Here is a 23,193-nt window from a genome sequence, read left to right on the forward strand (position 1 = left end):
GTTGAAGTTTAGAAAATCTGCCTATGTGTTTTAAGAGCAAAGAAAAGAATGTGGCAATATATGCACAAAAATTTGTTTCTGCTACACGAAAGGAGGTCGTAATGGGATTTTTTAATTTTATTAAAACTGTAGGGGAAAAGTTAGGTATTGGGGACCATGAACCAAAAGAAAAGGATTTTAAGAGAGCATTTGATCATTTTCAACTCGGTACAGAAAAAGTCAATATTCAAGTTGAAGACGGTAAAGCTATTTTAAGCGGTGAAGTTCCAGATAGGGAAACACTTGAAAAAGCACTGCTGGTTGTTGGCAATTCACAAGGTATCTCTTCTGTAGATGTTAATCAATTAAAGGTTATAGATACAACGCCTAGAAAAACTTCTCGCTTTTATGAGGTTAAATCTGGTGATAATCTTTGGAAAATTGCTGAAGAGGTTTATGGAAAAGGGCAAGGTAATAAAAACACATTTATTTTTGAAGCCAATAAGCCAATGCTAAAATCTCCCGATAAAATTTATCCTGGACAAGTTTTACGTATTCCTGAAATTGACCATAGTTAATTCATCAAAGGGGATAATTTTTTACTGATGGCATTAAACAAAAAATAAAGAAGCGTAAAAAATTTCACGCTTCTTCATTTTATAAAGTGTGTATTTATAATAAAAGGAGCTTAGTGAACAGGAGAGGATTTAGAAGGTGATGGTACTTTCATAGCGTTTACAGAGAAATCAACATCAATGGTTCCTGCTTTCTCAAATGTTAATTTTGCGCTAATTTTATCACCTAACTTAAATGGTTGTGAAAGCCCCATGAACATAATATGATCACCGCCAGGCTTAAGCGTGATTTCGCCATTTCCCGGAATTTCAATGCCATTGTGCATTTTTTCCATTTTCATAATATCATTAACGACAGCCATAGAGTGTATCTCTGTTGTTTTTACTCCGTTTGTGGAAATAGAAACCAAACGGTCTGGGGTATTACTGTGATTAATAATGTAGAGATAACCGCTACCAACTCTTATACCTCTAGGTGTTTCGCGTGTCCAAGGATTGAGAATTTCTATGTCGCCAAGTTTATATTGCTGAGCACCTGCTGGCAAGGTTATACCAGCAAAGAGAAGAGCACACACGATATTTATGATAACCTTTTTGTATGGATATTGTGTATGTATTATATTCTTAAAGATGAGATTTGTTATTTTTTTAATAATAGATGTCATCATTGATTTACCCTCCTTCATAAGATTCACACTTTGAATATTTTTATTTTAGCAGAGCTTTTATTTAAAATAAAAGAAAGAAATGCTAAAATGAAATTGATTTGAATATAAAAATCATAGAATTCTTGAAATTTAAAAGAAGACAGTAAGATTTACAATGACAACACACCTCTTAACGCTTCCGTGTTCATCTCATAAATAGTATTTGCAAATGGTATAAAATCTATGATGCACTACTATTTTACTTAATGAAGATATAATACAGAACAATCATCAACTACTTTACCAATTTTAATATTATGACAGCTCTTGGCATTTTAAAGCGTTTATACAGAGGTATTTTTATATATTTTCAAAGTTCAAAATTATACAGTTAAGAAAAAACGCTTTAGATGAATTTAAAGCACAGATTTCAAATAGCCGCAAACAATGAGACCGTTAGAAGGAGAATTTTTGAAAGGAGATCGATAGATAATACCTTTACTGATATGAGCATTAGATATGATGACTATTTTAGTCCAAGGAAAATTTATAATATTTGTGATATAAATTATTCGCCTTTTAAAAAGCTTTTACGTGAGTATGATTTTATCAATGATGAGAAGATCAAGAGCGAGAGTGCAATCATTCTTTTATTTTTTAATTTTTATAGAAAGATATATTTTTTGAGAATTGCAAGAAAAATATATTATGCTCTCAAGTCTCTCATAAATATGGTATTTATGGGTCATTAGAGTGCCTATTTTAAAATAAATTTTTTATTTTGGAGATGTTTCTCTCATTATTCTCTTGTAGCAATAAAAGCCTGTTCTTATATACGAGGCAGCAAGGCTTGTTGCGACTTGCAGTTTATTATTATTTATGTTGCTTGAAGCAATATACGGGCTTTAGGTGTTATGAGGAGCTATCTTAAAAAGATGCTTTATGAAGGTTGAGGTAGCTTGCTGAATGGAGATTATAATATGGCAAAAGTAATTGGTATTGATTTGGGGACAACGAACTCTTGTGTGGCTGTTATGGATGGCAAAAACGCAAAAGTTATTGAAAACTCAGAAGGAGCGCGAACAACACCTTCCGTTGTTGCCTTTACTGATGGGGGGGAGCGGCTTGTTGGGCAGCCTGCTAAACGGCAAGCGGTGACAAATCCTGAAGGGACAGTTTTTGCAGTTAAACGTTTGATAGGGCGCCGTTTTGATGACCCTATGGTTGAAAAAGATAAAGCACTTGTGCCTTATAAAATTGTTAAAGGTGACAATGGTGATGCATGGGTTGAAGAAGCGGGAAAGAAATATTCTCCGTCGCAAATTTCAGCTATGATTTTGCAAAAGATGAAGGAAACAGCAGAATCTTATCTTGGTGAAAAAGTTGAACAAGCCGTTATTACGGTTCCTGCTTATTTTAATGATGCGCAACGTCAAGCCACGAAAGACGCAGGTAAAATTGCTGGACTTGAAGTTTTACGGATTATTAATGAGCCAACTGCTGCTGCTTTAGCTTATGGTTTGGACAAAAAGGACGGAAAAACAATTGCTGTTTACGACCTTGGTGGTGGTACATTTGATATTTCAGTCCTTGAAATTGGAGATGGCGTTTTTGAAGTTAAGTCAACCAATGGGGATACGTTTTTAGGGGGTGAAGACTTTGACATGCGCTTGGTCGGTTATTTTGCCGATGAATTCAAAAAAGAACAAGGAATTGATCTGAAAAATGATAAACTCGCTTTACAGCGCTTAAAAGAAGCGGCAGAAAAAGCAAAAATTGAGCTTTCTTCGTCACAGCAAACAGAAATCAATTTACCATTTATCACGGCAGATCAATCAGGTCCCAAGCACTTAACAATGAAATTGACTCGGGCAAAATTTGAATCTCTCGTTGACGATTTAGTGCAGCGTACCATTGAACCTTGTAAAGCTGCGTTGAAAGATGCTGGATTAAAGGCCGGTGAGATTGACGAAGTTGTTTTAGTGGGTGGAATGACACGTATGCCCAAGATTCAGCAAGTTGTGCAGAGCTTCTTTGGTAAGGATCCACACAAAGGCGTTAATCCTGATGAAGTGGTTGCAATGGGTGCTGCCATCCAAGGAGGTGTATTGCAAGGCGATGTCAAAGATGTGTTGTTGCTAGATGTAACACCTTTATCTTTGGGTATTGAAACCTTGGGTGGGGTTTTCACACGCCTTATTGAGCGCAATACCACTATCCCGACGAAAAAATCGCAAGTTTTTTCGACAGCTGATGATAACCAGAGTGCTGTGACGATTCGTGTTTTCCAAGGTGAACGGGAAATGGCAAGTGATAATAAGTTATTGGCTCAATTTGATCTTGTTGGTATTCCTCCAGCCCCACGTGGTATACCTCAAATTGAAGTTACTTTTGATATTGATGCGAATGGTATTGTTAATGTTTCGGCCAAAGATAAGGGAACAGGTAAAGAGCATCAAATTCGTATTCAGGCATCAGGTGGTTTAAGTGATGCTGATATTGAAAAAATGGTAAAGGATGCAGAAGAGCACGCGGCTGAGGATAAAAAACGCCGTGAAGGTGTTGAAGCTAGAAATCAAGCGGAGGCTCTTATTCATTCAACTGAAAAGTCGCTCAATGAATATGGCGATAAAGTATCAGCTGAAGAAAAGGGACAGATTGAAACAGCAATATCTGATTTGAAATCTGCGCTTGAAGGCAGTGATACGGAAGAAGTAACAACAAAGATGCAAAAATTAGCAGAAGTCAGTATGAAACTTGGACAGGCTATGTACGAAGCCTCACAAGCAGCGAGCGCTGACACTGAAACAGAGGCAAAGAATGATGATGTTGTTGATGCTGATTTTGAAGAAGTTAATGATAAGAAGAAATAGTGTCAGCATATGTGTTGATTAATTTATAAACCCGGCCTTTGAAATATAAGGCTGGGCTTTATTATTTGAGATAAGTTGCAACTTTGTTGCTAAAAATATAAATTAAAAGCAATATTATCCATAAAGATGGATGACAGAAAAATTATCAGGAATACATGATGAAGGTTGACTATTATGAAATTCTTGGCGTGACTCGCGAATGTGATGATAAAAAGTTGAAATCTGCTTTTCGTAAGTTGGCAATGCAATATCATCCTGATCGCAACGCGGGGGATAAAGAGGCAGAGCGAAAATTCAAAGAAATTGGCGAAGCCTATGAAGTTCTTAAAGATCCTCAGAAGCGTGCTGCTTATGATCGATTTGGCCATGCGGCCTTTGAAAATAGCGGTGGTCAAGGGGGAGCAAATCCCTTTGGCGGTTTTGCTGCTGGTGGTGGATTTGCGGATATTTTCGAAGACTTTTTTGGTGAGATTATGGGAGGGACACACCGTAAGCGTGGTGATAGTCGCGAACGTGGTGCAGATTTGAGTTATAATATGGAAGTGACTTTAGAAGAGGCATTTTCAGGAAAAACTGCAGAAATTAATATTCCCAGTTCCGTCACGTGTGATGTTTGTGAAGGATCAGGAGCGAGAAAAGGCTCTAAGCCGCAAGTTTGTGGAACATGTCATGGATCTGGTCGTGTGCGTGCTGCACAGGGTTTCTTTTCTATTGAGCGGACATGTCCTACATGTCATGGACGTGGTGAAACTATTACGGATCCATGCCCCAAATGTCAGGGGACACGGCGTATAGAGAAAAAACGTTCATTAAGCGTAAATGTTCCAGCTGGTATTGAAGATGGAACGCGTATTCGCCTTTCTGGTGAGGGTGATGCTGGTATTCGTGGTGGCCCCAATGGTGATCTTTATATTTTCCTTTCCATTAAACCGCATGAGTTTTTTCAGCGAGAAGGAGCAGATCTTCACTGTCGCGTTCCTATTTCAATGGTAACAGCTGCTTTAGGAGGAGAGTTTGAAGTTTCCGACCTTGATGGTGTTAAAGCACGCGTTAAGATTCCAGAAGGGACACAAAATGGACGTCAATTCCGCCTTAGAGGCAAAGGTATGCCCATATTGCGCCGTCAGCAAGCAAGGGGTGATCTTTACATCCATATCACGATTGAGACACCGCAGAAATTAACGCAAGAACAACGTGAATTGTTGCAAAAATTTGAAAAGCTCTCAAATCATGAAAATTCACCGCAATCACATGGTTTTTTTTCACGTATGAAAGAATTTTTTGAAAATATTTCTGGTTAAAATTATGTGAATGTTCTCAGAATAATTAGAGAGAACTGTGGGAAAGTTATTTTCATTAAGCTTTCTATTGTCTCATTATCTTTGAAAAGCATTTTTTCTTGAAAAGAAAAGAGAGAGACAGCTAATTTAGGATAAACTCCTGCTGCTGATAGTTTTTATATTTCATGAGTTTTATGGATAAGTCTTATTTTTGAGTGTCTATGACATTTTAAAAAGGGCTTATCCATATAAGAACGCAATTGAGTGATTGATAATAAATATTGCCAGTGTGATGATAACTGCCTTTATGCATTCAGTATTTTTGGTGTTTATTTTTCACTCAAAATTTCTTTTTAAAGGCTCTATAATAAAACTGTAAAATAGGTAGCAGCTTGCCAAGAAACGCTAAATAAGCTGTTAGGCAATCCATCTTTTTCAAATAAAGTATCAACTTCTTATAACCGATTTTATTTTTGGCATTTTTCATAGTTTTAATCACTGCTTCCTTTAAAATAAGGGTTATTTTATTTGGAATAGCTTTTACATGCCTCATCTTAGCTTTTAGCCGTAATCATGTCTTTTTAGATGCGGATTTAGTTTTGTATTTCTGATGTCATAAATACTTCTTCCAGATAATAAAAAACGCTATAATCAAGTTTATTTTGTTCCAAAGAAATTGTGGAATGAGATAATGTGTGTTTAATGCTAAAGAAGACATAACAAAACACTTTTTGAGGTATTCGATGTATCTCTCTTGTGGGGAAACAGATTCGATGGAATTCACTTAATTGAATTTATTGGCATAATAAAAAGTTGGTGGGAAGATAGAGGAAGTTACCTTTAAAAAGAAAAAATAAATACAATAAAAAAATAGCACAATATGCTTAGAAAACAGCACGACATATTATTGAAATTGTTAGTGATATGGAAAGAGAAGTATACGAAATGAATCTTTTTTCATAAAATAACATAATTAAAATAATACATTAAAAGAATTAACAATTCTAAAAAACATTGAATAATTCAAGCATGTATTGCTATGCAAAAAGAAAAACTTAATGACAGATCATGAAAATGAGAAATTTTATCAAATCTTACGAAGAGAGTAATCTAAACAATTAAATGCTTTTACGAAGATGCTTTTGAAGAGCTATCACAATATATGGATAATGTTGCAAAGCCTTTTTTCGATTTTACGATATAAAAAGATAAATTATTATTATAAATCAACTTATTATGATTCTCCATAAGGAGCGTTCAGTTGACATTTCCTCATGTTTTATGATTGAGAAAAAGTCAAATTTTTAAAACCAAAGTTATAGTTTATTGAGATAAGCTATAAAGCGGTTGAGTGATTTCTTAATCTTGGGAATATGTTAATTTTATTATTATAAGAAACTTTATTTTTATCTTATAAAATCAATGGTTGTATATATTCCCATTCATTGTTAAGTATCCGTAGGGATAAACTAATGAGTTGAATGTACGGCTTAGCTTCAAAATTTTGCTTTTCAATTTTATATATAAGATCATAAAATAATGACATTTTTTTACGTCTATTTTGTTTAATTTTTCGCTGTCAATTTTTAAAGGAAGTTTTTTGTATTTCATTTTGCTATTCCTTTTTCGTAATTTAGAGGAAAATTGACGGTTTTCAGGGGAGGGGGTGGATAGAGTAAAGTTTGGTTTTATTGTTTTCACTTTTCCTAAATTTCATTAAGAGATGGTAAAAAGTGATGAGGAGGCTCTATTGATGGATGATGCTAAAAACGGTGATGTAGATGTTTTGGAAAAACAAGCAGCATTTTTATCGTCTGCTTTACCTTATATGCAAAAATATGAAAATGAAACGGTCGTGGTAAAATATGGCGGCCATGCTATGGGTGATCCTGCTTTGGGGCGAGCATTTGCGCGTGATATTGCTCTATTAAAGCAATCGGGGATTAATCCTGTTGTTGTTCATGGTGGTGGTCCTCAAATTGCTGAAATTTTAATGAAAATGGGGATTGAATCACGATTTGAAAACGGACTACGGGTAACCGATGAGCGGATCGTTGAAGTGGTTGAAATGGTTTTAGCGGGTTCCATAAATAAAGAAATTGTTGCTCTCATCAATGCTGAGGGTGAATGGGCAATAGGATTATGCGGCAAGGATGGCAATATGGTTTTTGCCGAAAAGGCTTATAAAACTGTCATTGATCCTGATTCGCATATTGAACGTGTTTTAGATTTGGGGTTTGTTGGTGAGCCTGTTGAAGTTGACCGCACATTGCTAGATCTTTTAGCATCTTCTGAAATGATACCAGTTCTTGCTCCTGTAGCTCCAGGACGCGATGGTAAAACTTATAATATCAATGCTGATATTTTTGCTGGAGCTATTGCTGGTGCATTAGAGGCTAAACGCCTTTTATTTCTCACTGATGTTCCTGGTGTTTTGGATAAACAGGGTAAACTTTTAAAAGAATTGACAGTTGCTGAAGCTGAGAAATTTATTAAAAATGGGACAATTTCAGGAGGCATGATTCCAAAAGTAGAGACTTGTATAAAAGCCCTTCAAAATGGCGTGGAAGGTGTTGTCATTTTAAATGGTAAAACTCCTCATTCTGTTTTACTAGAGCTGTTTACCGAACAGGGAGTTGGAACGCTTATTGTTTCATAAATTGTGGGGAAAATTGGAAGAGAAAGTTTTTCATGGTGAATCTAAAACAGTTTAAATATCCTTTATTAAGTAAGCCAGAATTGGCAATATTTACTGCGACAATATTGTGGGGCGTTACATTTTTAGTCATTCACATTGCGGTACGCTATAGTGGTCCTCTGTTTTTTGTTGGATTTCGTTTTATTGTTGCATCTCTTATATGTGGGGTAATTTTTTGGCGCTCTATAAAAGGTATAACTGTTTATGAAGTTTTCGCTGGGATGGCGATAGGTTTAGCCATGTTTTTTGGTTATGCTTTTCAAGCAGCTGGACTTCAAACAATTATTAGTAGTCAGTCAGCTTTTATCACAGCGCTTTATGTACCGATGGTTCCAATCTTGCAATGGATTGTTTTTAAAAAACCTCCCCGTTTAGCTTGTTGGATTGGTATTATTTTCGCTTTTATTGGGCTTGTATTTATTTCAGGACAAAAGCCGGGAAATTTTGATTTTTCAAAAGGCGAAATTTTAACTTTGTTAGGCGCTTTAGCGATTGCTGGAGAAGTCATACTCATCGGAATTTTTGCGAACAAGGTTGATAGTCGGCGTGTAACCATTATTCAGTTATTTTTTAGTGGTTTTTTTTCATTTGCTTGTATGCCTTTGATGGGTGAAAGCATCCCTGAATTTTCGTGGGTGTGGTTTAATATTGGTATAGGATTGGCATTAATGAGTGCCATCATTCAATTAGCTATGAATTGGGCACAAAAGTCTATTTCCCCTACGCGTGCGACACTCATTTACGCAGGTGAACCGGTATGGGCTGGTATTGTTGGGCGTTTGGCTGGCGAACATTTATCTCCCTTAGCTTTATTGGGCGGTTTGCTTATTCTGATTGGGATAATTGTGGCTGAATTACAACCTTCACAATGGCGTAAAAAAAATAAAGCAATTAAAAAAATTGATTAGCTATACATTTTTTTATTATGATTTTATTACATGAGATTTTTGCTTGTAGAGTTTTCATTTTTGGAGCTTTTTTAATACTAAGATGATTAAGAAGTTCTATAAATTATTCCAGCTTTTGCATGCCAAAGTGGAGAAATAGTATGCTTCTATCTGTTTGTCAGATTTCTGAACCGGGCAGACAACCTTCATTGAGCCAAAGCATGAGGTGATATAAAGGTAAAAATTAACGCTCATCTTTAAATTCGGCTTTAACAACTTTCAAAAACATCTACGGTAATGTTTTTGAATAATGAAAATTACGCACTGTCGCACGTTATTTCTTTTGTCCTTTAATAGAGTTACGCTTCTCACGCAAAATAGAACGCCCAAAGTATCCCCATAACGTTGTACATTAAAGCGTTTTTTAAAAGATAATTTTCTCAATATACATCATATTCATTGACGGTTTGCATGAAGTATAGAAAAACCACAGAGCATCATCATTTTACTTAAAATAAAAGGCACGAGCATTTTCTTTATCTGTTCTCAATATTACGATAGCTTTTGGCATTTGAAAGAGAGAGGTATTTTTACTCATTTCTTAAACGTTTTTATCCATACACTAGCTCTGTTTTATAATGGGGGAGCAAAAAATTTATTGATTCATTATGAGAAGATTTAAAATGAGAGAAGCTCGCGATATTCAGAGCTTTAATTTAAATTGCAAAACAATAAACGATCATTATAAATCAATGCGTTATCCAATGAATCGAAGAGGATTTGTGTGTTTTATATTTAATGAAGGAAGGGAGGAGTTGTATAAAAAGGACATAAAAACTTTGTTCAATAAAGCCTATTTCTAAAGTTTTAAAAATTAAGAAGAAACTCCCTCGATATTCATGTTATCTTATATAAGATTGCTAAAAAAGAAGATTATTGCGTACAAATAAAAAAGCATTTCTTGCGAATTTATTGCAAGCCTAAATGATATACACGCCCATCATATAAATATGATAATACATTGATTTATAATTATAATATATCATTATTCACATTGAGTTAGAACCCTGAATACTGTAAAACTTTCTCACTTCAAATCATTTTCATGTTAAATCAATCCAAATCACTTTCTTACACATCACAAGTGGGTGGGGGCATGTGGGTAAAGACTGTACAAGAAAGGCATATCCCTTATAAACTTTTTCAAGTGTAAAGGATCGTCGCAATATTGGAGATTGGCAAAGTGTGTGATGGTGCTAGCTTACTACAGCATATGAGTTATCAAATAAGATGTGAAAGGATCATTTTAGCACCCTTGGATTTAATTTAGCAAACAAAAGCCTCATTTTTTAGGCTATAAAAAGTTGTGTTTTGAGAAGCTTTTTAGGTTTATATTCTTTTGATAGAAGCCGGAGCATAATTGGTCTTTGCGTTTTGTATTATTCTTTGCTAAATCGCCTTATATGACAATAGATCGTAATTATATTCGTAATTTTTCCATAGTGGCGCATATTGATCACGGCAAATCCACTTTAGCTGATCGTTTGATTCAAATAACAGGTGGGCTTGATACACGTGAGATGAAAGAACAAGTACTCGATTCCATGGATATTGAGCGTGAACGTGGAATTACTATTAAAGCACAGACGGTACGTTTACACTATAAGGCAAAGAATGGTGAAACCTATATTTTAAATCTTATGGATACACCAGGTCATGTGGATTTTGCTTATGAGGTTTCGCGTTCACTGGCAGCTTGTGAAGGTTCTCTGTTGGTGGTGGATGCAAGCCAAGGCGTAGAGGCGCAGACGTTAGCAAATGTTTATCAAGCCATTGATAATTCCCATGAGTTGGTTGTTGTTCTCAATAAAGTTGATCTTCCAGCAGCAGAACCTGAGCGTGTTAAAGAACAAATTGAAGATGTGATAGGCATTGATACATCTCAAGCAGTAGAAATATCAGCAAAAACAGGTTTGGGTGTTCCTGATGTTCTGGAGGCAATTGTTGCACAATTACCACCTCCACATACAGGCGATGTTGCAAATCCCTTGAAAGCAATGTTGGTTGATAGCTGGTATGACGCATATCTTGGTGTCATTGTTTTGGTACGGGTGATAGATGGTATTTTAAAAAAAGGCCAAACCATTCGTATGATGGGTACAGGTGCAAAATATCCAGTTGAGCGCGTTGGGGTTTTTACACCTAAAATGGTACAGGTTGATGAATTAGGACCAGGCGAGATTGGTTTTATCACTGCTTCTATCAAAGAGGTAGCAGATACACGGGTTGGGGATACGATTACTGAAGAGCGTCGTCCTTGTGAAAATGCTTTGCCTGGTTTTAAGCCGGCGCAACCGGTTGTCTTTTGTGGACTTTTTCCAATTGATGCTGCTGATTTTGATGATTTGCGTGCAGCCATGGGCAAATTACGCTTAAATGATGCGAGTTTTTCTTTTGAAATGGAAACGTCTGCGGCTTTGGGATTTGGTTTTCGCTGTGGTTTTTTGGGACTTCTGCATCTTGAAATTATTCAAGAGCGATTAGAGCGTGAGTTTAATTTGGATTTAATTGCGACAGCACCTTCAGTTGTTTATCGCATGAATATGAATGATGGTTCTGTTAAAGAGTTGCACAATCCAGCGGATATGCCTGATGTGGTTAAAATTTCTTCCATAGAAGAACCATGGATTCGAGCGACAATCATGACTCCTGATAATTATCTTGGTTCAATTTTAGAGCTATGCCAAGAGCGGCGTGGGGTACAGGTTGGTTTGTCCTATGTTGGAACCCGTGCTATGGTAACGTATGATTTACCACTGAATGAAGTTGTTTTTGATTTTTATGATCGGCTAAAATCGATTTCAAAGGGTTATGCTTCTTTTGATTATCAAATGACAGATTATGCAGAAGGTGATTTAGTTAAAATGTCTATTTTGGTGAATGGAGAGCCTATTGATGCATTATCGATGCTTGTTCACCGCACGATTGCAGAAAAGCGCGGGCGTTCAATGTGTGAAAAACTGAAAGATCTTATTCCTCAGCATATGTTTCAGATTCCAGTTCAAGCGGCTATTGGTGGTAAAGTTATAGCGCGCGAAACGATTCGTGCTTTGCGTAAAGATGTAACAGCGAAATGTTACGGGGGTGATGTTACGCGTAAGCGCAAACTTTTGGAAAAGCAAAAAGAAGGCAAAAAGCGGATGCGCCAATTTGGAAAAGTAGAAATTCCACAATCGGCATTTATTCAAGCGCTCAAAATGAACAAATAATGAAAAAAGGGGTATTTTCTCTCATTGATTGCGCTTTTGCTTTTGTCGATTGGTTCAGGTGTTTAAAGAACACTTTTAAATAGAATTGCGTCGTGCTTCATGTTCTTGTGTATTGCATAATGGTATCACTTTCTCACGTAAAACAGAATGCTTTAAACAAAATACATTTATGTTGCATATTGGCGTGCTCGTTTTCGTAAATCATCACTCAATACATCAAACTCCATTTCACAACGGGGGCTATGAAAAATATAACGTAAAATACACTGTGAATGATATAAAATCCATTTGGCATTACCGCTTTTACGCGTCAGAAAGGTGCAAAGCGCACCTATCATACTCTTTTTCAGCTCAAAATATTATGACAGTCCTTATCACTTGAGAGAATTCATTAAAGGTATTTCACTCTTTTCTTGAAGTGTTTCTTACCCACATACCAACTGCGTTTGTAACGAGCAAGGAAATGATAGTGATTGATTCACTATGAAAGGATTTGAAATGAGAGAATCCTTGTATTCGAGGTCATTATTCAAGTTAAAAAACGATGAAATATTATTATGAATTAATCTTGTGTCTAAGAACGTAAAAGATCATTAATAGATGTTTTTTCTCGTGTTTTTTGATCAACGCGTTTTACAATAACAGCACAATAAAGGTTTGGGCCTGCTTCACCATTTGGTAAAGGTTTTCCGGGGAGAGAACCTGGTACAACCACTGAATAGGCTGGTACTTCACCAATAAAAATTTCACCTGTTGTACGGTCAATAATCTTTGTTGATTTTCCAATAAAGACTCCCATTCCCAAAACAGCACCTTCACGGATAATACAGCCTTCAACAATTTCAGAGCGAGCACCGATAAAGCAATGATCTTCAATGATTGTTGGATTTGCTTGCAGTGGTTCTAAAACACCTCCAATACCAACACCGCCAGAAAGATGGACATGTTTACCAATTTGTGCACAAGAACCAACGGTGGTCCATGTATCAACCATTGTGCCCTCATCGATAAAAGCACCAAGATTGACAAAGGATGGCATCAATATAACATTGGGTGCAATGTAAGCAGAATGACGTACAATGGCTCCAGGAACGGAACGGAAATCAGCACTTTTAAAATCTGCCTCTTGCCAACCAGAGAATTTTGAAGGAACTTTATCCCACCAATGTGTCCCATTGATTCCACCAGTAATAATTTGCATAGGATTAAGCCGAAAAGAGAGTAAAACCGCTTTTTTCAACCATTGATGAACATGCCATTGTCCATTTTTTTGTCGTTCTGCAACACGGATTTCACCTTTATCAAGAAGGTTCAATGCATGTTCAACACTCTCACGTATTTCGCCTTTTGTGGTAGTATCGATAGAATCGCGATCGTCAAAAGCTTGTTCGATAATAATTTCAAGTTGTGTGATATGGGTCATGACGAGAGTTCCGTTAAACAAGTTGAAAGCTTCAAGATTTATTCTCTATGAACTACGCGAAGAAATGTGTTCAGTCAATAAAACGATGAGGAAGTAGGACAGGTGCATGAAAAAAAGCTGTAAAGAAAAAAGAAAAAGGGAGCAAGAAAACTGGACGCCACTTCTCCATACGAAGGATGCTCTACAACAGATCCATAAAGTCTCTAATTCAGCACAGGTGCGTTCGTCTACTTATCGTTTAGCCTATATCGATCAAGATTTTATGATGCGTCCAGAGCTGCGTTCACAACGTATTAGTCTTGAATTTTTAAAGCCGGAAATAACCCTTAAAGAATATGATATTCAATCAACAGTTGTTTTATTTGGTGGTGCGCGTATTCCTGAACCTGGGCAAGCAGCGTGGGCTGCAAAAAATGAAATACAAAAGAAAAATTTGCATGCTATGTCACATTATTACGATGAAGCAAGAGAGTTTGCGCGTTTGTGCTCACTCTATTCTGCTACGACACAATATCGTGAATTTGTGGTTGTTACGGGGGGCGGACCAGGAATCATGGAGGCGGGAAATCGTGGTGCTTGTGATGTTGGTGCCCCAACGATTGGCTTGAATATTATTTTACCACATGAGCAAGAGCCTAATTCGTATGTGTCGCCGCATTTATGTTTCAATTTTCATTATTTGGGGATGCGCAAAATGCATTTTTTAGTACGAGCGAAAGCCCTAGCCATTTTTCCAGGAGGATTTGGGACTCTGGATGAACTGTTTGAGACATTAACTTTAGTACAGACGGGGCGTATGAAACAGGTACCGATTTTATTGTTTGGCAAAGAATTTTGGAGCAATACTGTCAATTTTGAGTATCTGTCTGCACAAGGTACAATTTCTCCTACTGATATTAATTTTGTGAAATTTGTTAATACAGCAGCAGAAGCTTTTGAAGAAATTCGTTCTTTTTATAAATTGCCTTAACGACTTTTGAGATGCTCACTCTTGAAGGATCATTAATACTCTACTTTGGTTAAATAAAGTCCTGAGGGGGGGGCAACAACACCACAACGTTTACGATCTTTAGCATGAAGAGCTGTTTCGAGATCTTGAGCTGTCCAACGTCCAATACCCACTTCCATGAGGCTTCCTGCGAATGAACGGATTTGATGATGAAGAAAAGAACGAGCTTGTGCATAAAGGAAAATTTCTTCACCTTCTCTTTGAATATCGAGACGTTCAAGGGTGCGAATAGGGCTTTTGGCTTGGCAATGTGCTGAACGGAAAGTTGTAAAATCATGTTGTCCTACAAGCTTTTGCGCAGCTTCATGCATGGCTTCAGCATTAAGAGGCTTTGGCAACCACCATACGCGTTTGGCATTTAAAGCTGGTGGAGAGCGACGATTAAGTATTTTAAAAAGATAATGACGTTTGGTTGCGGAAAATCGTGCATCAAAGTCATCAGGGGCATTTTCTACATTTAAGATTGAAATCGCTTCTCCCTGTTTACGTAAAAGAGCATTGAGCGCGTCACGCACAGTATGGGGGGGCCAGTTTTTTATGAAATCAACATGGGCAACTTGTCCCGTAGCATGTACGCCCGCATCGGTTCTTCCTGCTGTTGTTATGGTCAATTGTTGTCCACTAAAGCAAAAAATTGCTTGTTCAAGAGCTCCTTGTATCGTGTGAAGTTTTGCTTGACGCTGCCAACCAGCATAATTTGAACCATCATATTCAAGAGTGAGTTTAAAACGTGGCATCTTAAAAAACAGCAGAAATATGAGCACCTCGCAAAAAGGTTGCGCACTCAAGAATTTTACCGCCAGATCTTTGGAGAGAGGTTATTTCTATCCGTCCTTGCCCACAATGGATAATCAAAGAATCTGGTTCTATCCGTCCAATTTCAAGAGAAGGACCTGTCGTTAAGCGACTATCAAGAATTTTTACACGTTCTTCTCGTCCACCGATATTCATGTTGCACCAGCAACTAGGAGAGGGAGAGAGCGCGCGAATATGCCTATGAATAAACTCTGCAGGTTTTGTCCAATCAATGCGGGTTTCTTCTTTCTTAATTTTGGCTGCATAGGTGATGCCTTCCTCTGATTGTGGGGTCAGTTTAAGTTGTCCTTTTTCAAGAGTTGATAAAGTCTCTACCATAAGTTCTGCGCCAATATGTGAAAGTCTGTTTGAAAGCTCAGCAGTGGTGGTGTTATCAGTAATGGGGATGGAGCGAGAAAGAGCGATAGGCCCCGTATCAAGTCCTTCATCCATTTTCATGATCATGATACCTGTTTCTTTATCACCAGCCATAATTGCTCGTTGAATAGGCGCAGCACCACGCCAACGTGGTAAGAGTGAAGCGTGGGCATTAAAACAACCAAAACGCGGTGCTTCGAGAATAGCTTTAGGTAAAAGGAGTCCATAAGCCACCACAATAGCAGCATCAACAGAAAGTGCTGCAAATTGCTCCTGTTGTTCGATTGTTTTGAGTGTTTGAGGCGTGAAGACAGGAATGGATTTTTCTTTTGCTACGGTGTGAACAGCGGAGGGGATTAATTTCAGCCCTCGACGTCCTGCTGGACGAGGGGGTTGACTATAAACAGCAACAACATCATGACCTGCATCCAATAAAGCATGTAAAATAGGAACAGCAAAATCTGGTGTTCCCATAAAACTTAATCGTAAAGCCATTACAAAACTGCTTCCTGCATGTTTTTTTCTTTTGCACGTTTTTTAAATTTTCGTATCACCATATCGCGTTTGATCTTTGAAATGTAATCAATAAAAAGGCGCCCATCTAAATGATCAATTTCATGCTGTAAGCAAGTTGCTAAGAGATCGTCTGCTTCAATTTCTGTTTGTTTTCCTTCACGGTTCTGATAGCGAACACGAAGGCGTTTAGGACGTTCAACCTCTGCAAAATAATCAGGAATAGAAAGACAGCCTTCTTTGTAAATATTACGCTCATCTGAAAGCCATAAAATTTCAGGGTTGATAATAACAAGTGGTTTTTTCTGCTCATCTTCAGAATTTCCAGAGACATCTATAACCAACATACGTAGCGGTATACCAATTTGAATAGCAGCAAGACCAACGCCCTTAGAATTATACATGGTTTCCAACATGTCATCCGCAAGTTTTTGGAGAGCTGAATCGACCTGCTCAACAGGTTTGGACACTTCCCGTAAAATCGGATCAGGTAAAGTAACTAAAGATCTCATTGGCATAAGTAGAGATTAATCAATGGTTTGTTATTGGTCAATATTGAATAACGGATTCTTGCGTTTTTTTACAATAAGAGCGTTATATTACAATTTATGTTTGATTCGTTTTTTTCCATATTCGCTGGTGATTTTTTTTCTAAACTAATGCTTTTGCTTTTATTTATACTTGTCTGTTTGGCATTTTTTATGTTGATACATTCTCATCGAAAAAAAGCATTTTTGGAAAATGAAATTGCTGAACGCGCACGTGAGGCACAAATGCAGATGGCTACCTTGTTGAAAACACAAGCTGAAATGCAAGGACGAATGCAAACGATGGCGGAAATTTTTGGTCAACGGCAGGCTGAATTGAATAAATCACTCAGTGAGCAACTCAATGGGATGACAACAAGCTTAGGCCAAACACTTCAGGTACAAACCAAATCCACTTATGAAAATTTGAATCGTTTGCAAGAGCGTTTAGCAGTGATTGATGCAGCACAAAATAATATTCAATCGCTTACGGGACAAGTTGTTCAGTTGCAGTCCATTTTAAGTAATAAGCAGACGCGTGGTACTTTCGGTCAAGGGCGGATGGAAGCAATTATTGCCGATGCCTTACCAACAAACGCTTATGCTTTTCAGGCTGTTCTTTCCAATGGAAAGCGCCCAGATTGTCTCATTCATATGCCCAATAAAGCTCCTTCTCTTGTTGTTGATGCTAAATTTCCTCTGGAAGCTTGGAATGCTATGCGTAAGGCAGAATCAGCGCAAGAGCGTCAAGAGGCAGAACGCCAATTTCGTACCGATATGGAAGTCCATATTCGTGATATTGCACAAAAATATTTGATTCCTGGAGAAACCCATGACACTGCTTTCCTTTTTGTGCCATCTGAATCGATTTTCGCAACAATTTATGAGGATTTTGAGGCATTGGTACAAAAATCCAATAGAGCCCATGTGATTATTGTTTCACCATCTTTGTTGATGCTCTCTGTCCAAGTGGTACAAACCATTATGAAAGATGCGCGGATGCGTGAACAAGCGCATTTAATTCAATCAGAAGTAGCAAAATTGATGGAAGATTTTGGACGAATGGATACGCGTGTTCGCGCACTACAGAAGCACTTTCATAAAGCAAGTGAAGATATAGAGGGAATTTTGATATCGTCTTCCAAAATCATGAAACGGGCAAATCGCATTGAAACTGTCGAATTAAAAGAAAATTACTCTGAACCAACAAAAATGACAACATTGGCTCAGTCGCAAACATTGCGTTTTGCTGATGAGGAATAAAGCAAAGCAAGCTTCTTAAATATTACAAGTTAGATCATGTTCTTTATTGATTGGTAATCATTTTTTAGTATCTCTATCTTGTTTTATTTCTTAAACGAGAGGAATAGGAATATGCGACACCTTTTGTTTTTAGGGGCACTGGTGTTTTTGCTAGGGGGCTGTGCAACAACCACTCCCACTCACACAAACAATGCTTGCGCTATTTTAGCACAAAAAAATGGTTTTTTTGACAATTGGGGTAAGGTGTCTCAAAGAGCGGAAATGCGCTATGGAATTCCTATGCCTATTATTCTTGCAACCATTAAGATGGAATCGAGCTTTCGTCACAATGCACGTCCTCCACGCAAAAAACTACTTGGTTTTATTCCATGGAAGCGTCGGTCGACAGCTTATGGTTATGCTCAAGCGCTTGATAGTACATGGGCAATGTATCTTCGCTCTACAGGAAAGTCTTTTGCATGGCGTACGAATTTCGCAGATGCTGCTGATTTTGTTGCTTGGTATCATCGCCAAAGTGTTCAACGCAATGGGGTGAGGTTTGATGATGCATATAGCCTTTATTTAAATTATCATATGGGGCATGGTGCTTATGCACGTAGTGGTGGGCATGTCAGTGCTGCGCTTTCACAGACAGCACAGCGCATGGCAAGGATATCGAGGCTCTATGAACAGCAATTAAAAAGATGTGGATGGCATTAGGGAAGATTTTTGAAAATCTCAATCAGGGAATTGATGGGATAAAATTATTCGAAAGCAAAATTCGGCATAATATGATAAAATAGTGTCGTTTTCCGATCGTTCAATGAAATAAATTGTTATTTTTTAGAATAAACTCAAGCAACAGAAAGTTTTTGCAATACACAATATATTTGAAGATACTCTCGACATTTTTACCTCCTTTGTTAAAAAATTTATAATAGAAACCATCTTCTATTTAGTGTTGGCATTTCGCATTGGGCTAAGTACTAGAGGTTATTGAAGAAAAATTTTAAAATATAATATCATTTTTTATTTTCATTATGCGTATTACTGGCTGATTATTATATGAATATTTTCTTTGTTAAGCGTATAAAATAGCAATTAAAACAAATGCAATTCGGGCATCATAAAAAGGGTAAAATATTCAATATAAAAAAACGAGAAATGCATTAAACGAAAAAACGTTGTTTTGTATAAAGAGGGCGCTACAGTCTTCAAAAAAACTAAGTGTATTTAGTATTGTATGAAATAAAACATAGTCGTCCATCCAGTTCATCTTAATTGAAAGAAGTTATCTTATTGTATTGTAAAAACACTCCCGTTTATAGGATGATAAGGTATATGCAACTTTATACACAATGAATATTCAGGGTAGGGAATATTCAGAGAAAGATTTGTAACGCCTATGAAGTAACAAGTCAGTCTCCAATGTTGTGATAGCTTTTGCATTTGAGAATATTTATGAGAAGCATTTTTATTCTTTTTCTTAAATGGTTTAAGATATTGATTTATAAAGATAATATATCGTTATTCATATTAAAGTAAGAATCTCGAATGGCGTAGGGTTTTATCGTTTCAGATCTCTTGAGGTTGAATCAATAAAACCATTGGCTTGCACATAACAAGCACAATGGGTATGTGGATAAAAACTGTGAAAGAAAAGACTAAAAATGTTTTTTTATGAACATACATTCTCAAATGTAAGAATTATCCGTAACATTGGGAATTAGCACATATAATGATAGCACCACTTTGCTCTTACACCTCGACCTTGTTTATGACGTGCAAGGAAAAAAATTAATTGATTCAATATATTATTTAAGTGTTAATATACCTTAGTATTGAGCAGGTATACGCTACTCAAGGTGGATAATTTTTAATTGGCAGAACATCTGATCAGGCTAAAAATACTCGAAAAAAGTTCTGATTCGCAATAATTGAGAAGTATATTTTAATATTTTATTCTCTACTCTTTGTTTAAGTACTTCATATCTTTAAAAAAGATACCGGTAACCAACATATTATGATATTTGTGGAAATATTGTGGTAAAGGAAATTCAAATTTTGTCCTTTAAGACAAGGCGCAGGTTAAACAGCTCATTTTCTATTTCTGTGCAAAGCATAAAAAATTATCTACTTTCACGGTTGCGACAGTAAATTTTATAATCCAACAAATGATTAAAAATGTATTATAATATCATTAAGATGCAAGGAACAGGCGCTATTGGAATGATAATTAAATAGCACATAAACCTTTTAAATTGATGCACACATCTTTTATTATAATTGATTCCCTTGATAGAACAGTTGGTCTTTTTGGTGGAGCTAAGCGGGATCGAACCGCTGACCTCTTGCATGCCATGCAAGCGCTCTCCCAGCTGAGCTATAGCCCCTATAAAAACAAATTGTCCCAAAAAGACAGTATACAATTCCAGCTTTTCTAGAACGATCAAAATTGAAGATCAAGAAGAATTTACATTCAATAGAAAAGATGTCCTCTTTTACTTCTTTTAAGCATCGTCATCATTAGAAACACCGCCTCCGAGAATATCAGTAACGTCATCATCTTCATCGTCACCATCATGAGACAAAAATGTATCATCATCATCACCAAGATCTACATCACTATCTTCTAAATCAGGAAGATCGTCATCTTTAGAATCCACATCATCATCTTCAAGAAGCATAAAAGCAGATTTTTCAAGTGCTGTATCAAGCTCTTCAGTATCAACTTCTTCTTCATTATTTGCTTCCGCTGCTGCAACTTCAAAGTAAGAACGCGGATAAGAAATCCCTGTATAGGGCGACACAATAGGATCGCGATTTAGATCGTAAAATTTTTTTCCTGTTTCTGGATCAACACGTTTAGTTCCAAGTTCTTGTTTTGCCATAAACCGTGCCTCTTTGATTAACTATTATTCCATTAAAAGATAAATTTTATGGTGCTTAATCGAAAAATAATACCTTTGTCAAAGATAAATACACTGTTCCACAGTGATTTTTTCATGACGTCTTTTAAAGCATGTGCTAAAGGATGCACAATTTCATAAAAGTTAGATAGAATTAAATAGAATTTCCATGCAAAAAGCAATCCCTATAACCACCTATAAATCGAGTAGTCTCTCTGGAAAAATTCAAATACCAGGAGATAAATCAATCTCTCATCGCTCTCTTATATTGGGAGGATTAGCAAGTGGTGAGACATATATTCATGGATTACTTGAAAGCGCTGATGTACTCAATACAGCTGCTGCTATGCAAGCTATGGGTGCCTGTATTATTAAAAAAGAAGACTTCTGGATCATACGAGGAACAGGGAATGGTTGCCTTTTAGCTGCACAAAAACCTTTAGACTTTGGAAACGCTGGAACAGGTGCTCGTTTGGTTATGGGAATGGTTGGTCCATATCATATGAAAACAACCTTTATTGGTGATGCTTCTCTCTCTAAACGTCCAATGGGACGTATCCTTGATCCACTGCGTCTCATGGGGGTTGAAATTGAGGCAACGCGCGACGATCACCTTCCTTTAACGCTTTATGGTCCGAAAATGGCTAATCCGATTCGTTACCGTGTTCCAATAGCTTCCTCCCAAATTAAATCAGCAATCCTGCTTGCTGGACTCAATACCGCCGGCACTACAACTGTTATTGAACCAGTTCTGACACGAGATCATACGGAAAAAATGTTAAAAGCATTCGGTGCGCAACTTGAAATAGAAAAAGATAACGAAGGTGCGCGTTTGATTCATCTTAATGGTCAACCCCATCTTACTGGACAAACGATTCATATTCCGGGTGATCCTTCTTCTGCTGCTTTTCCAATTATCGCAGCCCTTCTTATAGAAGACTCTGATATCACCATTGAAAATGTTTTGATAAATAACTCTCGAATAGGACTTATCGAAACATTGTGGGAAATGGGTGCTCAAATTGAATTTTTGAACCGACGTCAAACAGGTGGAGAGGATGTTGCTGATCTACGGATAAAATCATCGGTCCTTAGAGGCGTTACGGTGCCCAAAGAACGTGCTCCATCGATGATAGATGAATATCCTGCTTTGGCAGTAGCAGCAGCCTTTGCAGAAGGCAAAACAGTTATGCTAGGAATTGAAGAATTGCGTGTAAAAGAATCAGATCGATTGTCTGCTGTTGCTCAAGGATTAAAAATTAATTGCGTAGACTGTGAAGAAGGTCAAGATTTTCTTATTGTTTATGGAAAAGGTTCTGCCAAAGGTTTGGGGGGTGGGTATGTTGCCACACATCTTGATCATCGAATTGCTATGTGTTTTCTCATTTTTGGGCTTGTGTCAGAAAAACCTGTTACCATTGATGATAAACGAATGATCGCTACGAGCTTTCCAGAATTTATTCCTTTTATAAAACAACTTGGGGGAAAAATCGTTTGAAGCCTTTTGTTATCGCCATTGATGGACCTGCTGCCTCAGGCAAAGGAACCTTAGCACGTAAAATTGCTGCACATTATCGCCTTCGTCATCTCGATACTGGTCTTACTTATCGTAGTGTTGCTCATACGCTTTTACAACAAAATTTAGCTCTTAATGATGAAAAAAATGCTATTATTTATGCTAAAGAACTTGATTTTAATACCTTAAATCCTTCTCTTCTTTCTTCTCATGAACTTGGTGAAGCGGCTTCAAAAATAGCAATTAACCCTGCTGTACGCAAAATTCTTGTCGAAAAACAACGCAACTTTGCTAAAGTTTTGCCCGGCTGTGTGCTTGATGGGCGTGATATCGGAACGATTGTTTGTCCTGATGCCGATATCAAGTTTTATATTCTAGCCAATGTTCAAACACGCGCCAAACGCCGCTACCAAGAGATTTTAAAAAAAGGTGTTCAAGCAAATTATCATGAAATCCTAGCTCAACTTGAACAGCGCGACAGTCGCGATATAACGCGCAAACAAAGTCCACTAAAACCAGCAAAAAACGCCCACTTGCTTGATACGTCAGAATTGAGTATAGAAGCAACATTTGAAATTGCATGCAGTTTTGTTGATCCAATCATAAAAATGCATATAATTGGATAAATTCGTTAAGGTAACTTCCAGCCTAGCGCTAACTTTTTTCCTTTATT

General features: G+C 37.0%; 17 protein-coding genes and 1 tRNA gene. 11 read left to right on the forward strand and 7 right to left on the reverse strand.

Annotated features, from left to right (window positions below; translation table 11 throughout):
* Positions 1 to 101: 101 nt before the first annotated feature.
* Entirely contained in the window at positions 102 to 557 is a 456-nt protein-coding gene (gene lysM / locus ACFINY_RS01675) for a peptidoglycan-binding protein LysM (protein ID WP_375611389.1), read from the forward strand.
* A 110-nt stretch (positions 558 to 667) separates the two neighbouring features.
* On the opposite strand, the gene ACFINY_RS01680 is transcribed toward lysM, so the two are convergent.
* Positions 668 to 1,222: a copper chaperone PCu(A)C gene (locus tag ACFINY_RS01680; protein WP_375611390.1), complete on the reverse strand. Its 555-nt coding sequence runs from the start codon at positions 1,220 to 1,222 to the stop codon at positions 668 to 670.
* A gap of 959 nt (positions 1,223 to 2,181) precedes the next feature.
* Here ACFINY_RS01680 and dnaK point away from each other — a divergent pair.
* The 5 genes from dnaK (at position 2,182) to lepA (ending at position 12,208) form a co-directional block, all read left to right on the forward strand.
* Positions 2,182 to 4,074 (forward strand): molecular chaperone DnaK, encoded by a 1,893-nt coding sequence (dnaK, locus tag ACFINY_RS01685; protein ID WP_273790233.1) that lies wholly within the window; start codon positions 2,182 to 2,184, stop codon positions 4,072 to 4,074.
* A gap of 158 nt (positions 4,075 to 4,232) precedes the next feature.
* Positions 4,233 to 5,375 (forward strand): molecular chaperone DnaJ, encoded by a 1,143-nt coding sequence (gene dnaJ, locus ACFINY_RS01690; protein WP_375700776.1) that lies wholly within the window; start codon positions 4,233 to 4,235, stop codon positions 5,373 to 5,375.
* 1,732 nt (positions 5,376 to 7,107) lie between these two features.
* On the forward strand, positions 7,108 to 8,013 hold the full coding sequence (argB, locus tag ACFINY_RS01695) for an acetylglutamate kinase (protein ID WP_375612884.1): 906 nt from the start codon (positions 7,108 to 7,110) through the stop codon (positions 8,011 to 8,013).
* A 32-nt stretch (positions 8,014 to 8,045) separates the two neighbouring features.
* Positions 8,046 to 8,960 carry a DMT family transporter gene (locus tag ACFINY_RS01700; protein ID WP_273790236.1) on the forward strand — a complete coding sequence of 305 codons (915 nt, stop codon included), beginning with the start codon at positions 8,046 to 8,048 and terminating at the stop codon, positions 8,958 to 8,960.
* Between the two features lie 1,442 nt (positions 8,961 to 10,402).
* Complete coding sequence (gene lepA / locus ACFINY_RS01705) at positions 10,403 to 12,208, forward strand: translation elongation factor 4 (RefSeq protein WP_375611467.1); 1,806 nt, start codon at positions 10,403 to 10,405, stop codon at positions 12,206 to 12,208.
* Between the two features lie 574 nt (positions 12,209 to 12,782).
* Here lepA and dapD read toward each other — a convergent pair.
* Positions 12,783 to 13,631: a 2,3,4,5-tetrahydropyridine-2,6-dicarboxylate N-succinyltransferase gene (dapD, locus tag ACFINY_RS01710; protein ID WP_375611393.1), complete on the reverse strand. Its 849-nt coding sequence runs from the start codon at positions 13,629 to 13,631 to the stop codon at positions 12,783 to 12,785.
* A 106-nt stretch (positions 13,632 to 13,737) separates the two neighbouring features.
* Between dapD and ACFINY_RS01715 the strand changes: the two genes are divergently transcribed.
* A complete protein-coding gene (locus ACFINY_RS01715) occupies positions 13,738 to 14,601 on the forward strand; it encodes an LOG family protein (protein WP_375611394.1) in 864 nt (287 codons plus the stop codon).
* 32 nt (positions 14,602 to 14,633) lie between these two features.
* Here the strand turns inward: ACFINY_RS01715 and truA are convergent, their stop codons facing one another.
* Genes truA through def form a run of 3 tightly spaced genes read right to left on the reverse strand, consistent with a single transcriptional unit; the run spans position 14,634 to position 16,844 of the window.
* On the reverse strand, positions 14,634 to 15,377 hold the full coding sequence (truA, locus tag ACFINY_RS01720) for a tRNA pseudouridine(38-40) synthase TruA (RefSeq protein WP_375611395.1): 744 nt from the start codon (positions 15,375 to 15,377) through the stop codon (positions 14,634 to 14,636).
* 1 nt (position 15,378) lies between these two features.
* Positions 15,379 to 16,308, reverse strand: coding sequence for a methionyl-tRNA formyltransferase (fmt, locus tag ACFINY_RS01725; protein ID WP_375611396.1), 930 nt, complete (start codon positions 16,306 to 16,308; stop codon positions 15,379 to 15,381).
* The gene (gene def, locus ACFINY_RS01730; protein WP_375649083.1) at positions 16,308 to 16,844 is read right to left on the reverse strand and encodes a peptide deformylase; all 537 of its coding nucleotides are present in this window, start codon (positions 16,842 to 16,844) and stop codon (positions 16,308 to 16,310) included. Before def ends, fmt begins: the two co-directional genes overlap by 1 nt.
* 90 nt (positions 16,845 to 16,934) lie before the next feature.
* On the opposite strand from def, the gene ACFINY_RS01735 reads away from it, so the two are divergent.
* Positions 16,935 to 18,116 (forward strand): DNA recombination protein RmuC, encoded by a 1,182-nt coding sequence (locus ACFINY_RS01735; RefSeq protein ID WP_375649091.1) that lies wholly within the window; start codon positions 16,935 to 16,937, stop codon positions 18,114 to 18,116.
* 111 nt (positions 18,117 to 18,227) lie between these two features.
* Positions 18,228 to 18,815 carry a hypothetical protein gene (locus ACFINY_RS01740; RefSeq protein WP_375700777.1) on the forward strand — a complete coding sequence of 196 codons (588 nt, stop codon included), beginning with the start codon at positions 18,228 to 18,230 and terminating at the stop codon, positions 18,813 to 18,815.
* 1,597 nt (positions 18,816 to 20,412) lie between these two features.
* On the opposite strand, the gene ACFINY_RS01745 is transcribed toward ACFINY_RS01740, so the two are convergent.
* A tRNA-Ala gene (locus tag ACFINY_RS01745) sits at positions 20,413 to 20,488 on the reverse strand.
* A gap of 117 nt (positions 20,489 to 20,605) precedes the next feature.
* Positions 20,606 to 20,986, reverse strand: coding sequence for a TIGR02300 family protein (locus ACFINY_RS01750; RefSeq protein ID WP_375611400.1), 381 nt, complete (start codon positions 20,984 to 20,986; stop codon positions 20,606 to 20,608).
* Positions 20,987 to 21,173: 187 nt separating this feature from the next.
* On the opposite strand from ACFINY_RS01750, the gene aroA reads away from it, so the two are divergent.
* Both aroA and cmk read left to right on the forward strand, forming a co-directional pair.
* Positions 21,174 to 22,502, forward strand: coding sequence for a 3-phosphoshikimate 1-carboxyvinyltransferase (gene aroA, locus ACFINY_RS01755; protein WP_375700778.1), 1,329 nt, complete (start codon positions 21,174 to 21,176; stop codon positions 22,500 to 22,502).
* Complete coding sequence (gene cmk / locus ACFINY_RS01760; protein ID WP_375611402.1) at positions 22,499 to 23,146, forward strand: (d)CMP kinase; 648 nt, start codon at positions 22,499 to 22,501, stop codon at positions 23,144 to 23,146. Before aroA ends, cmk begins: the two co-directional genes overlap by 4 nt.
* The last annotated feature ends 47 nt before the right edge of the window (positions 23,147 to 23,193 follow it).

Origin of the sequence: Bartonella sp. AA23NXGY, assembly GCF_042197165.1 — a bacterium.
Lineage (GTDB): Bacteria > Pseudomonadota > Alphaproteobacteria > Rhizobiales > Rhizobiaceae > Bartonella.

What these genes read in the sequence shown, in the direction of transcription:
- argB (WP_375612884.1), top strand. Translation starts at nt 7,108, where the DNA reads ATGGATGATGCTAAAAACGGTGATGTAGATGTTTTGGAAAAACAAGCA.
- ACFINY_RS01740 (WP_375700777.1), top strand. Translation starts at nt 18,228, where the DNA reads ATGCGACACCTTTTGTTTTTAGGGGCACTGGTGTTTTTGCTAGGGGGC.
- truA (WP_375611395.1), bottom strand. Translation starts at nt 15,377, where the DNA reads ATGCCACGTTTTAAACTCACTCTTGAATATGATGGTTCAAATTATGCT.
- ACFINY_RS01700 (WP_273790236.1), top strand. Translation starts at nt 8,046, where the DNA reads ATGGTGAATCTAAAACAGTTTAAATATCCTTTATTAAGTAAGCCAGAA.
- dapD (WP_375611393.1), bottom strand. Translation starts at nt 13,631, where the DNA reads ATGACCCATATCACACAACTTGAAATTATTATCGAACAAGCTTTTGAC.
- aroA (WP_375700778.1), top strand. Translation starts at nt 21,174, where the DNA reads ATGCAAAAAGCAATCCCTATAACCACCTATAAATCGAGTAGTCTCTCT.
- dnaJ (WP_375700776.1), top strand. Translation starts at nt 4,233, where the DNA reads ATGAAGGTTGACTATTATGAAATTCTTGGCGTGACTCGCGAATGTGAT.
- ACFINY_RS01680 (WP_375611390.1), bottom strand. Translation starts at nt 1,222, where the DNA reads ATGATGACATCTATTATTAAAAAAATAACAAATCTCATCTTTAAGAAT.
- dnaK (WP_273790233.1), top strand. Translation starts at nt 2,182, where the DNA reads ATGGCAAAAGTAATTGGTATTGATTTGGGGACAACGAACTCTTGTGTG.
- def (WP_375649083.1), bottom strand. Translation starts at nt 16,844, where the DNA reads ATGCCAATGAGATCTTTAGTTACTTTACCTGATCCGATTTTACGGGAA.
- lepA (WP_375611467.1), top strand. Translation starts at nt 10,403, where the DNA reads ATGACAATAGATCGTAATTATATTCGTAATTTTTCCATAGTGGCGCAT.
- ACFINY_RS01715 (WP_375611394.1), top strand. Translation starts at nt 13,738, where the DNA reads ATGAAAAAAAGCTGTAAAGAAAAAAGAAAAAGGGAGCAAGAAAACTGG.
- ACFINY_RS01750 (WP_375611400.1), bottom strand. Translation starts at nt 20,986, where the DNA reads ATGGCAAAACAAGAACTTGGAACTAAACGTGTTGATCCAGAAACAGGA.
- lysM (WP_375611389.1), top strand. Translation starts at nt 102, where the DNA reads ATGGGATTTTTTAATTTTATTAAAACTGTAGGGGAAAAGTTAGGTATT.
- ACFINY_RS01735 (WP_375649091.1), top strand. Translation starts at nt 16,935, where the DNA reads ATGTTTGATTCGTTTTTTTCCATATTCGCTGGTGATTTTTTTTCTAAA.
- fmt (WP_375611396.1), bottom strand. Translation starts at nt 16,308, where the DNA reads ATGGCTTTACGATTAAGTTTTATGGGAACACCAGATTTTGCTGTTCCT.